The organism is Cellulophaga sp. HaHaR_3_176 (assembly GCF_019021925.1).
Lineage (GTDB): Bacteria > Bacteroidota > Bacteroidia > Flavobacteriales > Flavobacteriaceae > Cellulophaga.
The window spans coordinates 489,548-505,161 of sequence record NZ_CP058990.1; the positions used below are offsets into that span (position 1 = coordinate 489,548).

A 15,614-nucleotide genomic window follows, 5' to 3' on the forward strand; every position below is an offset into this window, starting at 1 on the left:
TTATAATTAGATTGTCTGGTTTGTTTATTTTTTGCGTTCTAACTCAGAGGTATAGAGTTCTCTTCCTAATTCAGCCATAAAAGGAATGCCAACAACATCGTACTCGTAATTATCATCGTTAAAAGTATGGTTTTTGTTTACCAATATGGTCGCTGTTAGTAGAAATTCAATATTATTGTCAATATCCTTAATGTAAGCGCAATCGGTTAGTGTGCCATAAGCATAACCAATTTTATTATATATTTTAATATTAGCAGGTATTGGCTTTTTAGAATCCCCAAACATAAAAAATTTTGCATAGCTATCGTAATATTCATCGCTAGTATATCCTAAATCTTTAGGTAAGCTCTGTATAGCGTTTAAAATAAATTCTCTTTGTTTTTCTGTAATATTAAATCTTTCTTGATTTGAGAATTTTTCAGGAAATAATATTCTTTTTAAAACTTGATGTTGCGCATTAATGGAATAATAATTTTTTAAACTAAAATCAAAAGGTTCGTTTAAAAGTTCATCATCTTCATCTATATGTGCATCCCCCTTTTTTATTTGATTAAGCTTTAAAGATTGTAGTGGGGTGTTAATTATTTTTTTTAAATAAGTAGTTGTGCTGTCGTTTAAATAAAAAATTAATGGTTTAGTAGTAATCTCATCAGCATTAAGTGTTGCTATTCTATGAGAGATTCTAACATTCTCAATCCCTTTGTTTTTCAAACGGGTATTTATTTCATCTTGTCCTAAAAATTCAAATAATCTATTATACGCTTTATTGTCACTAATGGCGAATATTTTAGCAATTTCAATTGCCATAGTTGTTTCAATTGTATCTCCTTCTACATAAAAAGTAGTATTACGATCAAAGTTTTGAATAGAGTTTAGTTTTTCTAATGCTAAAATGGCAACGGGTAGTTTAACACTACTTGCTGGGTAGAAATAGTTGTTTGAATCAGATTGAAATGAGTAATCTGTAAAAACTATACTATCGTTTTTACGATCTATTTGAGTGAATTTTATTTGTACTTCATGCTGTTCTAAACTATCTATAACTCTTTTTATGTTGGGAGAAGTAGAGTTTAAAGCTTTCTTAAGAGGCGGAGTGGTATCTATTTCTTTTTTGCAAGATAGAAAACAAATGGCTGATAGAAATAGTGCGATAAATTGCTTCATGTTATGTTTTTGCTTGTTAGCCTTCATAAACTTCGCCTCTATGAGGTTTTAAAGCGTCTCTTACTTTTAGCATTTCAACTTCGTTAACAACTAAAAATGCAATACTATACATGTCATTTAATGAAGAATGCCCGGTAATGTTAAGGTCTAGTTTTTCAAGTTCAATAAATTCTTTTAAATGAATTTCATGGTGTTCTGCGGTTTTTGCAGCGGCAGGGCCTCTGAAATCCCATATTAATTTAATTTTTCGATTACTCATTTGGTAAAATTATAATTTAGAAGTTTCGTTTTTATCACTATAAACCGTGATAATTATAATAGAACGTTAAAAATAGTTGATTTTTGATTAAAATTAGGAACTTGCACAACGTCCGTTATTTATTATTTTTGCAAGATGCAGTCATCTAAGTGTATAATTTCTAAAATATTTGGCGTAGTAACGCTTTTAATATTCTTCTCTAGCTTATTTTCTTGTGATTCTTTTTTTAAAAAAGAGGAAGACAAGGCCCCTTTGGCTCGTGTTGGTGAATCTTATTTATATAAAGAAGATATTCAAGATTTATTAAAGAATAATGTTTCAAAAGAGGATAGTGCGGCATTTGTTACCAATTACATTAATAATTGGGCAACTAAGCAGTTGCTATTATCAAAATCAAAAATAAACTTACCGCAAGAGCAGTTAAGTGAATTTAATCAGCTTATAGAAAATTATAAGACAGATTTATATACAAGAGCTTATAAGGAGGCTTTAGTGAGTCAATCTCAAGACACTATAATTTCAGATGCTGAACTAGCTAGTTTTTACGAACGAGAAAAACAGAATTTCAGGTTAAAAGAAAAAATTGTTAGACTTCGTTTTATTGAGCTTCCAAAGCAATTTTTAAATAAAGATAATGTTCAAAAAAGTTTAGATAGATTTAATACTAAAGATGAGCGTTTTTTAGATTCTATAGGTATACAATTTAAAAAATTAAATTTTAATGATTCTCTTTGGGTTAAGGCTTCTAGGATTGTAAATGAAATTCCTCCCCTAACATTTGAAAATGAGGATAGGTACTTAAAAAAATCACAATTTTTTGAATTACAGGATTCATTAGGGGTATATTTGGCAAAAGTTACTGACGTGTTGGGCGTTAATGAGACATCTCCATTGTCATTTGTTAAGCCAACAATCAAGCAAGTACTATTAAATAGAAGGCGTTTAGAGCATATCAGAAAATTAGAAACTGAGATTATCGATGATGCAATTAAAGACAAAGAATTTGAAGTCTATGAATAAGGTTAAAAACACAATTACAATACTTACATCATTATTAACTATTGGTTTTGCAAGTGCGCAAGATACTATGGTAGACGAAACGGTTGTAGATACGTCTCAAGTAGCTGATGTGGCAATGGTTCCTGACTCAATAAATACATTTAAGAAAATTAAAATTGATGGTGTTGCTGCTGTTGTAGGTGAATATTTAATATTAGAATCTGATATAGATAAGACATTAATAGATTTAAGAAATCAAGGTGTATCAGAAGAAGATGTTTCAAGATGTGGCCTTTTAGGTAAGTTGATGGAAGATCGTTTGTATGCTCACCAGGCAGTACAAGATAGTATTCTTGTATCTGATGATGAGGTAAATGCGACTAGCGATGGTCAAATTGAACAATTAGTATCTAAAGTAGGTTCTATCGAAAAGGTGTTAGCGTTTTATAAAAAACCAGACGAAGCTAGTTTCAGAGAAGAGTTATATAAAATTAATAAGCTTAGATTATTATCTGACCGTATGAAGCAGAAAATCGTAAGCGAAATAGAAATTACACCGGAAGAAGTTCGTCAGTTTTTTAATAAAATACCAGAAGATCAACGTCCAGTATTTGGTGCTGAGTTAGAAATTGCACAAATTGTTAAAAAACCAGAGGCTCCAGAAGAAGAGAAGCAAAAAGTAATAGATCGTTTAAATAGAATACGTGAAGATGTTCTAGAAAGAGGTTCTAGTTTTTCTATAAAAGCAATATTAAATAGTGAAGATCCTGGCTCTAAACAAAACGGTGGTTTATATAAGATAAATAAAAAATCAGGTTTCGTAAAAGAATTTAAAGATGCAGCTTTTAGTATGCAAGAAGGTCAAGTATCAGAGCCTTTTGAGACTGAATTTGGTTTTCATATATTAACTGTAGATAAAATTTTAGGTCAAGATAGAGAGGTTCGTCATATTTTAATGGTACCTAAAGTTCCAGAAAGTTCTTTAGATGAGGCAAAAAAAGAATTAGATTCTATTCGTGAAAGTATTATATCATCTAAATTTACGTTCGGACAAGCAGCTTTAAACTTTTCAGATCAAAAAGAAACAAAATTTGATGGTGGACAATTAAGAAATCCAGCAGATTATAGTTCACGTTTTGAGTTAACGAGTATGGATCCTACTTTTTATAATCAAATAAGAAATTTAAAAGACAATGAAATTTCTCAACCTATATTAGAAGAAGATCCAAGATCAGGAACGAGTTATAAGATCATGAAAATAACAAATAGATATGATGAGCATGTTGCTGATTTTTCTAAAGATTATTTAAAAATACAAGAGTTAGCTTTGTCTCAAAAGCAAATAGATACAATGACTAAATGGATGAAAGAACACATAGATGAAACATATGTGAGTGTAAATGCATCAAATAGAGATTGTAGTTTTGAAAATAAATGGGTAAAAGAATAGTAAATGTCAGATGTTACAGCAGTACATAATCTTGTAGAAAAACACGTAGCCTTAAAAAAGGAAATAGCCAAAGTAATTATTGGCCAAGATGTTGTTGTAAATCAAATATTGCTATCAATTTATACCGGTGGTCACTCTTTATTGATAGGTGTACCTGGTTTAGCTAAAACATTAATGGTAAACACCATTTCAAAAACGTTAGGATTAAACTTTAAAAGAATTCAGTTTACACCAGATTTAATGCCTAGTGATATATTAGGTAGTGAAATTTTAGATAAGGACAGAAATTTTAAGTTCATAAAAGGTCCTATTTTTTCGAACATTGTTTTAGCTGATGAAATAAATAGAACACCGCCAAAAACGCAAGCTGCATTGTTAGAAGCTATGCAAGAACAAACAGTTACTGTAGCGGGGAACAATTATCAATTAGCTGCGCCATATTTTGTATTGGCAACTCAAAACCCAATAGAGCAAGAAGGAACCTACCCTTTGCCAGAAGCGCAACTAGATCGTTTTATGTTTGCTATTGAATTAAAATACCCGTCAGTTAGTGAAGAGGTTGAGATTGTTAAGGCAACAACAACAAATAAAACGCTGACGATTAATGCACTTTTTAATGCTGAAGAAATTGTAGCTGTACAGCAATTAATACGACGAGTACCTGTGCCAGATAATGTTGTAGAATATGCTGTAAATTTAGTGCATAGCACAAGACCTAATCAAGATTCTGCATCTTCTTATGTAAAGAATTATTTAGATTGGGGAGCAGGTCCAAGAGCTTCTCAGAATTTAATTTTAGCGGCTAAAGCACACGCTATTGTTAATGGGAAATACTCTCCAGATATTGAAGATGTAAAAGCAGTTTCTATCGGAATTTTACGTCATAGAATTATCAAAAACTACAAAGCAGAAGCAGAAGGTATATCTGAAGAGGATATAATTCGTGAATTATTGTAGAAATACTATATAGATTCAAACGTTTTCGTAAGAGATATTTTATAAAAAAGTACAATTAAATGTAGTATTCGTTTTTTTGAATACTCTTTTTGAAATTTTTCTTAATTTCAATCGAATCAATTCAGAAATCTTTTATTTAGCTTCAATATTTTAGTAATTTTGTAAGATTGCAACAACCTAAAAGTAGATTTTCTAAATATATGAGCATTTATAAAGATTACCTTGAGCAGATAGAAGAACGAAAAGAAAAAGGACTTCATCCGCAGCCAATTGATAGTGCTGAATTGCTAAGTAAAATAATTGAGCAAATTAAAGACCTAGATAATGAGTACAGAGAAGATTCTCTTAACTTTTTTATTTATAACGTTTTGCCTGGTACTACTAGTGCAGCTGGCGTTAAGGCTAAGTTTTTAAAAGAAATAATTCTAGGAGAATTAGTGGTAAAAGAAATTACACCTGCTTTTGCTCTTGAACAATTATCTCACATGAAGGGTGGGCCTTCGGTAGCCGTTTTATTAGATGTTGCCTTAGGTTCTGATGTAGCATTGGCAAAACAAGCCGCTGAGGTGTTAAAAACACAGGTTTTCCTTTATGAGGCTGATACTACTCGCTTAGAAGAAGCTTTAAATAACGGTAGTGCAATTGCGAAAGATATTATAGAAAGCTATGCCAAAGCAGAGTTTTTCACAAAGCTTCCTGAAATTGAAGAAGAAATACAAGTAGTTACTTATATCGCTGGTGTTGGTGATATTTCAACAGATTTATTATCTCCAGGTGGTGATGCGCACTCAAGATCAGATCGTGAGTTGCATGGTCAATGTATGTTTGAGCATAACAAAGACATGCAAAGTGAATTATTGGCTCTAAAGGAACAACATCCAGATAAGCGTGTAATGCTAATTGCAGAAAAAGGAACAATGGGAGTTGGTTCTTCTAGAATGTCTGGTGTGAATAACGTAGCGTTATGGACTGGTGTCCCTTTTAGTAAATATGTCCCATTTATCAATTTTGCGCCAGTAATTGCAGGTACCAATGGTATTGCTCCAATTTTCTTGACGACAGTTGGTGTAACTGGTGGTATTGGTTTGGATCTTAAAAACTGGGTAAAGCAAAAAGATGCTGATGGCAATACAATTGTCGATGCAGATGGTGAACCAATTTTAAAGCAAATGTATTCTGTTGCAACTGGTACGGTGCTTACGATTAATACCAAAGAGAAAAAACTTTATCACGATAAAGTAGAATTGAAAGATATCTCAGCAGCATTTACTCCACAAAAAATGGAGTTCATGAAGGCAGGTGGATCCTACGCAGTTGTTTTCGGTAAAAAATTACAAACTTTCGCTTCTAAAGTATTAGGTGTAGATGTTGTGCCTGTATATGCACCGTCAAAGGAAATCACTATTGAAGGTCAGGGTTTAACAGCAGTAGAAAAAATATTCAATAGAAATGCAGTAGGTACATCAGGTGCAACGTTGCACGCTGGTTCTTATGTACGTGCAGAAGTAAATATCGTAGGCTCCCAAGATACTACAGGTTTAATGACTTCTCAAGAATTAGAGATGATGGCCGCAACGGTTATATCTCCAATTGTTGATGGAGCGTATCAATCTGGCTGTCATACAGCATCGGTTTGGGATGATAAGTCTAAGGCTAACATTCCAAGATTAATGAGTTTTATGAACGACTTTGGTTTAATTACTGGTCGTGATCCAAAAGGAAAATATTTTCCTATGACGGATGTTATTCATAAAGTATTAAACGATATTACTGTTGGAGACTGGGACATCATTATTGGTGGAGATTCGCATACACGAATGTCTAAAGGTGTTGCTTTTGGAGCAGATTCAGGAACCGTTGCATTAGCACTTGCTACAGGTGAGGCTTCAATGCCAATACCTGAGTCAGTAAAAGTAACTTTTAAAGGGCAAATGAAATCTTATATGGATTTCCGTGATGTGGTACACGCAACACAGTCTCAAATGTTAAAGCAATTTGGTGGTGAAAATGTATTCCAAGGTCGTGTTATCGAAGTGCACATTGGAACACTTACTGCAGATGAAGCTTTTACTTTTACAGATTGGACAGCAGAGATGAAAGCAAAAGCTTCTATCTGTATTTCAGAAGACGAAACATTAATTGAGTCTTTAGAGATTGCAAAAGGTCGTATCCAAATCATGATTGATAAAGGAATGGACAATGCTAAGGGAGTACTTAAAGGTTTAGTTGATAAAGCGGAAACTAGAATTACAGAACTTAAAACTGGTATGAAGCCATCTTTAAGACCAGATGCAAATGCTAAATATCATGCAGAAGTTATTATCGATCTAGATGAGATAGCAGAACCAATGATTGCTGATCCAGATGTAAATAACGATGATGTTTCTAAACGTTATACACATGATAATATTAGACCATTATCTTACTATGGAGGTGTTAAGAAAGTTGATTTAGGTTTCGTAGGTTCTTGTATGGTTCATAAAGGTGATATGAAAATATTAGCTCAAATGTTAAAGAATGTTGAAGCTCAATATGGTAAAGTTGAATTTAAGGCACCTTTAGTTGTTGCTCCTCCAACTTATAATATTGTTGATGAGTTAAAAGCAGAAGGAGATTGGGATGTTCTAGTAAAATATTCAGGTTTCGAGTTTGACGATAATGCACCAAAAGGATTAGCACGTACTAAATATGAAAACATGTTGTATTTAGAGCGTCCAGGTTGTAACTTATGTATGGGTAACCAAGAAAAAGCAGAACCAGGAGACACGGTTATGGCTACATCAACACGTTTATTCCAAGGAAGAGTTGTAAAAGATACTGGTGAGAAAAAAGGTGAATCTTTATTATCATCTACTCCAGTAGTAGTTTTATCTACAATTTTAGGTAGAACACCTACTATGGCAGAATACGAAGCAGCTGTAGATGGTATTGTATTGACAAAGTTTAAACCTTCAACAAAAGAATTGGTTAAATAGTAATTACATAACTATAAATTATAGAAAAGCCTGAGTCGTAGACTTAGGCTTTTTTTGTGTCATTTATTTATGCTATAGAGTCCTTTTAAAAAGGATTGTTTCTTTAATATTGGACTTGTTTTAGAATGATGTGAATCCTTTTTTATAATCATTCTATATATGGAAAATCAAGTTTTTTGTACCCTCTATATTTTGTATCTTGTGGTGTGAAAAAAACAAGCAAATAATAAACTTAAATAAATCTTATGGCATTTGATATCGATATGATTAAAGGTGTGTATTCAAATATGTCTAAGCGTGTAGATGAAGCACGTAAGATTGTTGGAAAACCACTAACACTTTCAGAAAAAATATTATATTCTCATTTATGGGACGGGAGTCCGTCTAAAGTTTTTACCAGAGGTAAAGACTATGTAGATTTTGCTCCAGACCGTATAGCTTGTCAAGATGCTACAGCGCAAATGGCTTTACTTCAATTTATGCAAGCTGGGAAGCCAAAAGTAGCAGTGCCAACTACAGTACACTGTGATCACTTGATTCAAGCAAAAAGTGGAGCAGCTGTAGATTTAAAATCTGCGAATAACACAAGTGCTGAAGTTTTTAATTTCTTAGAATCTGTTTCTAACAAATATGGTATTGGTTTCTGGAAGCCAGGAGCTGGTATCATTCACCAAGTAGTATTAGAAAATTATGCATTCCCAGGAGGGATGATGATTGGTACCGATTCTCATACAGTAAATGCTGGTGGTTTAGGTATGGTTGCTATAGGAGTAGGTGGTGCTGATGCTGTAGATGTTATGGCGGGTATGGCTTGGGAACTTAAATTTCCAAAACTAATAGGTGTAAAGTTAACTGGTAATATTTCTGGTTGGACAGCACCTAAAGATGTAATACTTAAAGTTGCCGAAATTCTTACTGTAAAAGGTGGTACAGGTGCAATTGTTGAATATTTTGGAGAAGGAGCTAAAAATCTTTCTTGTACAGGTAAAGGTACTATCTGTAACATGGGAGCTGAAATAGGAGCTACAACTTCTACTTTTGGTTATGACGAGTCTATGGAGCGTTATTTAAGAGCAACTGATAGAGCTGATATCGCTGATGCTGCAAATAAAGTTAAAGAACACTTAACAGCAGATGCTGAGGTTTATGCAAACCCAGAACAATATTTTGATGAAGTTATAGAAATTAATTTATCAGAATTAACACCGTTATTAAATGGACCTTTTACGCCAGACTTATCAACTAAAGTTGGTAGTGATATGACGGAGAAAGCAACCAAAAACGATTGGCCTTTAGCAGTAGAATGGGGTTTAATAGGTTCTTGTACAAACTCTTCTTATGAAGATTTATCAAGAGCATCATCTATAGCACAGCAAGCTTTAGATAAAGGATTAAAAATGAAATCGGAATTAGGAATTAATCCTGGTTCAGAACAAGTAAGATATACTGCAGACAGAGATGGTATTTTAAATGTATTTGAGAAATTGAATGCTAAAATATTTACAAATGCATGTGGGCCATGTATCGGTCAATGGGCTAGATATAGTGATCCTAAGAATGCTCCTAAAAACAGTATAGTACATTCTTTTAACAGAAACTTTGCAAAACGTGCAGATGGTAACCCAAACACACATGCTTTTGTAGCTTCTCCTGAATTAACTGCTGCAATAGCAATATCTGGTCGTCTGGATTTTAATCCGATGACAGATACTTTAATCAATGAAAACGGAGAAGAAGTGAAATTCGATGAGCCAACAGGATGGGAATTACCTCCAAAAGGTTTTGCTGTTGAAGATGCAGGTTACTTAGCACCTGATGCAGATGGTTCTGGTGTAGTTGTAAAAGTGGCTTCAGATTCAGAAAGATTACAATTATTAGAGCCTTTTACGCCTATAAAAGACGAAAGTTTAATGGGAGCTAAATTGCTAATTAAAGCATTTGGCAAATGTACAACAGATCATATTTCTATGGCAGGCCCATGGTTACGTTTTCGTGGACATTTAGATAATATTTCAAACAACTGTTTAATTGGGGCAGTTAACGCTTTTGGTGAAAAAACTAATTTTGTTAAAAACCAATTAACAGGTGAGTTTGGTGGTGTTCCAGATACAGCTCGTGCTTACAAAGCAGCGGGTGTTAGATCGGTAGTAGTTGGTGATCATAATTACGGAGAAGGTTCTTCTCGAGAGCATGCTGCAATGGAGCCTAGACATTTAGGTGTTGCTGCTGTAATTGTAAAATCTTTTGCTCGAATTCATGAAACAAACCTTAAAAAACAAGGTATGTTAGGTTTAACTTTCGATAATGAGAGTGATTACGACCTAGTTCAAGAGGACGACACGTTTAACTTTATAGATATTAATGAGTTTAGCCCAGATAAACCACTTACTATAGAGTTAGTTCATGCTGATGGAAGTAAGGATGCTATTGTAGTAAACCATACCTATAACCAGCCTCAAATAGACTGGTACAGAGAAGGTTCCGCATTAAATGTTATAAAGAAAGAAAATGTTAGTTAAATAATAATGAAGTAATTTCTTACTTTGTTAAAAAAGTTAAATTTTAATTCACTAAAACTCCTGATTTTCATCAGGAGTTTTTTAGTTTTGAAGAAAGTTATTTACTTATGAAAAGCACCATTAAAATTGTATTGAATATTTTATTATTTGCTTTTATAATTTCATTTTTTGTAACTCCTTTAGGTGATTACAGTAAAATTTTGTTAAATAAAATATTTTCTTTTAGTCCATCTGTTACCGATGAAAGTGATAGAAATAAGGTAACTGATTACGATTGGAGACTAAAAGATGAAAATTGGAATTTTTTCAATTTTAATAAATCTAAAGGTAAAGTAGTTTTTGTAAATTTTTGGGCATCATGGGTATTGCCATGTGAAGCTGAGTTAGAAAGTATTCAAAATTTTTATGATACGTATGGCGAAACGGTCGATTTTTATATTATAACAAATGAAGAGCGCGAGCCAGTAGAAACTTTCATAAAAGAGCATGGTTTTACATTTCCAGTTACCTACTTATTTATAGGTGAGAAAACAGCTGTGCCAAATTCAGAAGTGCCATCTTCATATTTAATTGATAAAAAAGGTAATATTCTTATCTATAAAGAGGGGATTGCTGATTGGGATAACTCTAAAATTTACGATTTAGTAGATAGACTTTTGTCTGAATAATGAAATTTACTAAAGAAAAAATTAAAAATGCTGTAGTTATTATAGCAGTTGGTGTTCTATTGTTTACACCTGTAGGTTTTCATTTCAAAGTTTTTGTAAACCGTATTATTTCTTTTTCACCAGATGTTTTAGAGGCTTCAAATCAGACCAAATTATCTTCTTATAATTGGCATTTGTCATCTGATAATAAAAGATCGGATATACATAATTTTAAAGTTCACGAAGGTAAGGTTGTGCTAATCAATTTTTGGGCAACTTGGTGCCCACCATGTGTTGCTGAAATGCCGAGTTTTCAAGCATTATATAATGATTATAAGGATGATGTTATTTTTGTGTTTGTTGCAAATGATGAAAAGAAAAATGTAGATACATATTTAGTAAAAAAAGATTATTCATTACCAGTATTTTATGAAAAGAGTAAAAGACCAATTGAGTTAACCTCAGGCTCTATACCTACCACATATATACTCGATAAATCAGGTGCTATTGTAGTTAAAGAAAAAGGAGCTGCAGACTGGAACAGCGATATGATTAGACAGCTTTTAGATACCTTGATTGCTGAAAAATAAAATGATAATATTATTTTTTAAAATATTTAAAAGGAACTAACAACATTCCAAAGCATTCACCATGTTCTTTTCCTAAGTGTTTATGGTGCATTTTATGAGCTCTTCTTACCCCTTTTGCATACCAGTTATTAGCATTTCTAAATAATTTAAAGCGCTGATGAATAAATATATCATGAACTAAAAAATATGCTGCACCGTAAGCCATAATACCTAAACCAATTGGCCATCCATACCAAAAATCAGTTTTAGCACCTGCTAGTATAAATGACATACTTACTACGGCATAAATAGTAAAAAAAGCATCATTGCGCTCAAACCATGAGTCATGATCTTTATGATGATGATCTTCATGTAACTTCCATAAAAAACCATGCATTATATACTTGTGGCTAAACCAAGCCATAAACTCCATAAAACAAAAAGTTGCTAAAAAAATAAAGATCCAAATAAGTGTATTCATTCTTTAAACTAAATTTAATTTGTAATTCACGTATGACTGCGCTAAAAGGCCTATTTTTTGATAATTAGGTACTCTTATGCGAGCAGTTTGTATGTCCATTGGTGGTGTGTTTTGTAATTTTTGCAAAAGCTTTTTATAATATTTGTAAGCAGTATAAACTCCAAATTTTGCTGTTACAGGTAACTTTTCAATTCCTTCAAAACCTAGCCTAAAATCTTCATTAATTTCATCAACTATACGCTTTTTTGAGGTTTCATCTAAAGCATTAAGGTTAGTGTTAGGAAAATAGGTTCTATTTAGTCCTTCAAAATCATCTTTTAAATCTCTTAAGAAATTTACTTTTTGAAATGCAGACCCTAATGACATTGCAGATGTTTTTAAGCTGTTGTAAGCTTCTTTATCTCCTTTGACAAATACTTTTAAGCACATTAAACCAACGACATCAGCAGAGCCATAAATGTATTCTTTATATTCTGCATCAGTTTTGTAAACGGTTTTATATAAATCCATTCGCATACTTTTCATAAATGAAGCTACTAGATCATAAGGTATGTCATATTTATGGTAGGTATGCTGAAAAGAGTTTAATATAGGGTTTAAACTGATTTTGTGTTTAATAGCATCATTTAAATCTTCTTCAAATTTATTAAATAAATACTCTTTTTCATAATCATGAAACGTATCTACAATTTCATCTGCGAATCGTACAAAACCATAAATATTATAAATGTCTCCTCTAATAGAGGTGTGAAGCATTTTTGTAGCTAATGAGAATGATGTACTGTAAGACTCGGTAACTACTTTGCTGCAATTATAAGAAACAAGATCAAAAATACTCTTCATATGTTATTTATTATTTGCTATTAGTTCCGATACTAATTTTCCTGAAATTAATGCCGGAGGAACACCAGGGCCAGGTACTGTTAATTGTCCTGTAAAATATAAATTTAAAACTTTTTTACTTTTTAATCTAGGTCTCAAAAAAGCAGTTTGAGTAAGTGTATTTGCGAGTCCATAAGCATTTCCTTTGTAAGAATTATATTCCTCTTTAAAATCATTTACACAAAAGGACTCTTTAAATATAATATTGTTTTCAATATTTTGATTCGTTCTTTCTTGAAATCTTTTTAAAATAATATTAAAATATTCTTCTCTTAACTCAGTAGTGTCTACCAAATCAGTAGCAATAGGAACAAGGAAAAAACCTGTTTCACAATTTTCAGGCGCCATGCTCTTGTCTGATACAGATGGGAAATTCGCGTAAAATAAAGGATCTTTAGGCCATTTAGGTGTGTCATAAATTTCTTCGGCATGTCTCTCAAAATCTGTATCAAAAAATAAATTATGATGTTCTATATTTTTTATTTTTTTATCAAACCCAACATAGAATAATAAAGATGAAGGTGCAAAAGTTTTCTTATTCCAAAAACTTTCTGAGTATTGGCGATGCTCGTTATCTAATAACGTTTCTGAATGGTGATAGTCGGCACCAGACAAAACTACATCAGCATTAATTTTTTGACCGTTACAAATAATACCTGTAACTTTTTTATCATCAACTGTAATTTTGTCTACAGGTGAACTTGTGTGTATTGTAACTCCTAATTCTATCGCTAAACTTTTCATTGCCTTAACAATTTCGTACATACCACCTTTGGGGTGCCATGTTCCTAAGCCGAAATCGGCAAAGTTCATAAAACTGTAAAATGAAGGTGTGTTATTAGGTTTTGCTCCTAAAAATAAAACAGGAAATTCTAATGTAGATATTAGTTTAGAATTTTTAAATTTTTTTCGAACTTGTGAACTAATCGTTTTAAAAAATTGATCTACTCGAGTTATTGTTTCAGGAGTAACTAATTCTAATGGAGATAGACCAGGTCTAAGAACAATTTTGTTGATTGCAATGTTGTAATTGTCTTGTGCTTGTGCGATAAACTTTTTTAAATGAACAGCGCTTCCTTTTTCGATACGCTCAAATTCTTCACAAATTTTGTCCATACAATCACCAATAGTTATTATATCATCCTCGAAAAATATCTTATAAGCAGGACTCAGTTTGTCGAGTTGATAATAGTCTGAAGTTTTTTTATCAAAATCTCCAAAAAATTTATCGAATATGTCAGGCATCCAGTACCAACTAGGGCCCATATCAAAAGTAAATCCTTGCTTTGCCAATTGCCTAGCTCTGCCACCAACGGTATGGTTTTTTTCATATATACTAACTTCATAACCATCTTTTGCTAAATAGCATGCAGCTGATAAGGATGAAAACCCAGAACCAATAACTATAACTTTACTTTTCATATATTTTATATCTCAATTGTAACTTGTTAGTCAAGTTCATTAATAAGTTTTTCTATTGAGTTAAATCTTTTAACTGTTTTTGGAATCTCTTGAACTTCTAAATATTGTGCTTGGTGGCCGATAATCCATAAGCTGTAATCATCTTCTTCTCCAAGTATTTCATTAAAGTCGTCAATGTACTTACGAATTTTTGTTTTATTAGGTTCTACTGTAAAGTAAGATAAAAAATGTGTGTTAGTAGAGTACGCTAGTAAATCTTTTAAAGAAGCTATGGGAACTGTTTGACCTAAGTAAATTGTTTTGTAGCCTTTAAGTATAATTTCAAAGTTTAAATATAGTAAACCAATATCGTGTATTTCATTTTCAGGCAAAAACAAAACAAATGTTTTATCAGTTTTGCTAGGTTGTTTAACTTGTAACAACTCTGTATTTATAACTATTTTTTGCTTTATTAAGTTTGTTATAAAATGTTCGTGTGAAGGGCTAATTGTATTTGTTTGCCATAATAGACCTAACTCATTCAATAAAGGAAGGAATACTGTGTTAAAGATATCTTTAAAAGAGTTTTTATGTAATAAACTGTTATACGTATTTAAAAATAGAGTAGTGTCAAAGTTTATCATAGCCATTTTAAAAGCATTGATTGCATTACTTTTTACACTATTTTTTGAAACAACATCTTTTACAATTGCAGGTATTTCAGTTTCTGCAATTTTTGCAATTTTAGATATTTTATAACCATTATGATAAAGTAAGGTTATGTTTAGTAGTTTTTGTAAACTGGTTAAACTGTAATTTCTGATATTAGTATTTGTTCTTTCGGGTTCTAATAAATTATATCTTTTCTCCCAAATACGTATCGTATGAGCTTTTATTCCAGATAGGTTCTCTAGATCTCTGATGCTAAAATTCTTCTTTACGTTGTTCATTTTTTTTTACAAAAAGTTAAACAAAGTTACAAATTTTTACAAATCAAATATCTTTTTGAATGATTTTTTAAAAAATAAGGTGAGTTGTTTTTTAAAATAAAAAAAACCATCTAAGAATATCTTAAATGGTTTTTGTGCCCACGACTAGATTCGAACTAGCACGTCCTTGCGAACACCACCCCCTCAAGGTGGCATGTCTACCAATTTCACCACGTGGGCTTCAGGACGGCAAATTTACTAAAGTTTTATTCAAACTTTATTTCTTTTTCTTCTATTATTTGCATCCTACATATAATTTCTATTTTAAAATTAAATATTGTATTTTTGACACATACCAGAACAGACCACACCAGTTGATTTT

General features: G+C 32.0%; 13 protein-coding genes and 1 tRNA gene. 7 read left to right on the top strand and 7 right to left on the bottom strand.

Annotated features, from left to right (window positions below; translation table 11 throughout):
• Nucleotides 1-24: 24 nt before the first annotated feature.
• Nucleotides 25-1,164, bottom strand: a complete 1,140-nt coding sequence (locus H0I23_RS02155) for a serine hydrolase (RefSeq protein WP_216784838.1) — start codon at nt 1,162-1,164, stop codon at nt 25-27.
• A 16-nt stretch (nt 1,165-1,180) separates the two neighbouring features.
• Entirely contained in the window at nt 1,181-1,423 is a 243-nt protein-coding gene (locus H0I23_RS02160) for a hypothetical protein (protein WP_216784839.1), read from the bottom strand.
• Between the two features lie 135 nt (nt 1,424-1,558).
• Here H0I23_RS02160 and H0I23_RS02165 point away from each other — a divergent pair, with 135 nt between their 5' ends.
• The 7 genes from H0I23_RS02165 to H0I23_RS02195 all read left to right on the top strand — a co-directional run bounded on the left by H0I23_RS02165 (nt 1,559) and on the right by H0I23_RS02195 (nt 11,560).
• On the top strand, nt 1,559-2,443 hold the full coding sequence (locus H0I23_RS02165; RefSeq protein WP_216784840.1) for a peptidyl-prolyl cis-trans isomerase: 885 nt from the start codon (nt 1,559-1,561) through the stop codon (nt 2,441-2,443).
• Nucleotides 2,436-3,872, top strand: coding sequence for a peptidylprolyl isomerase (locus H0I23_RS02170; protein WP_216784841.1), 1,437 nt, complete (start codon nt 2,436-2,438; stop codon nt 3,870-3,872). Before H0I23_RS02165 ends, H0I23_RS02170 begins: the two co-directional genes overlap by 8 nt.
• Nucleotides 3,873-3,875: 3 nt before the next feature.
• Complete coding sequence (locus tag H0I23_RS02175; RefSeq protein WP_216784842.1) at nt 3,876-4,829, top strand: MoxR family ATPase; 954 nt, start codon at nt 3,876-3,878, stop codon at nt 4,827-4,829.
• Between the two features lie 200 nt (nt 4,830-5,029).
• A complete protein-coding gene (locus H0I23_RS02180) occupies nt 5,030-7,804 on the top strand; it encodes a bifunctional aconitate hydratase 2/2-methylisocitrate dehydratase (RefSeq protein ID WP_216784843.1) in 2,775 nt (924 codons plus the stop codon).
• A 245-nt stretch (nt 7,805-8,049) separates the two neighbouring features.
• Nucleotides 8,050-10,323, top strand: a complete 2,274-nt coding sequence (locus tag H0I23_RS02185) for an aconitate hydratase (protein ID WP_216784844.1) — start codon at nt 8,050-8,052, stop codon at nt 10,321-10,323.
• 107 nt (nt 10,324-10,430) lie between these two features.
• Complete coding sequence (locus H0I23_RS02190) at nt 10,431-10,991, top strand: TlpA disulfide reductase family protein (RefSeq protein ID WP_216784845.1); 561 nt, start codon at nt 10,431-10,433, stop codon at nt 10,989-10,991.
• Nucleotides 10,991-11,560, top strand: a complete 570-nt coding sequence (locus H0I23_RS02195) for a TlpA disulfide reductase family protein (RefSeq protein ID WP_216784846.1) — start codon at nt 10,991-10,993, stop codon at nt 11,558-11,560. The genes H0I23_RS02190 and H0I23_RS02195 overlap by 1 nt, the downstream gene beginning before the upstream one ends.
• A gap of 10 nt (nt 11,561-11,570) precedes the next feature.
• Here the strand turns inward: H0I23_RS02195 and H0I23_RS02200 are convergent, their stop codons facing one another.
• From H0I23_RS02200 to H0I23_RS02220, 5 genes are all read right to left on the bottom strand, one after another.
• Complete coding sequence (locus tag H0I23_RS02200; RefSeq protein ID WP_216784847.1) at nt 11,571-12,020, bottom strand: sterol desaturase family protein; 450 nt, start codon at nt 12,018-12,020, stop codon at nt 11,571-11,573.
• Nucleotides 12,021-12,023: 3 nt separating this feature from the next.
• Complete coding sequence (locus H0I23_RS02205) at nt 12,024-12,863, bottom strand: phytoene/squalene synthase family protein (RefSeq protein ID WP_216784848.1); 840 nt, start codon at nt 12,861-12,863, stop codon at nt 12,024-12,026.
• A gap of 3 nt (nt 12,864-12,866) precedes the next feature.
• Nucleotides 12,867-14,324: an NAD(P)/FAD-dependent oxidoreductase gene (locus tag H0I23_RS02210; protein ID WP_216784849.1), complete on the bottom strand. Its 1,458-nt coding sequence runs from the start codon at nt 14,322-14,324 to the stop codon at nt 12,867-12,869.
• Nucleotides 14,325-14,350: 26 nt separating this feature from the next.
• Entirely contained in the window at nt 14,351-15,253 is a 903-nt protein-coding gene (locus tag H0I23_RS02215; protein ID WP_216784850.1) for a MerR family transcriptional regulator, read from the bottom strand.
• 135 nt (nt 15,254-15,388) lie between these two features.
• Nucleotides 15,389-15,472, bottom strand: a tRNA-Leu gene (locus H0I23_RS02220).
• Nucleotides 15,473-15,614 lie beyond the last annotated feature (142 nt).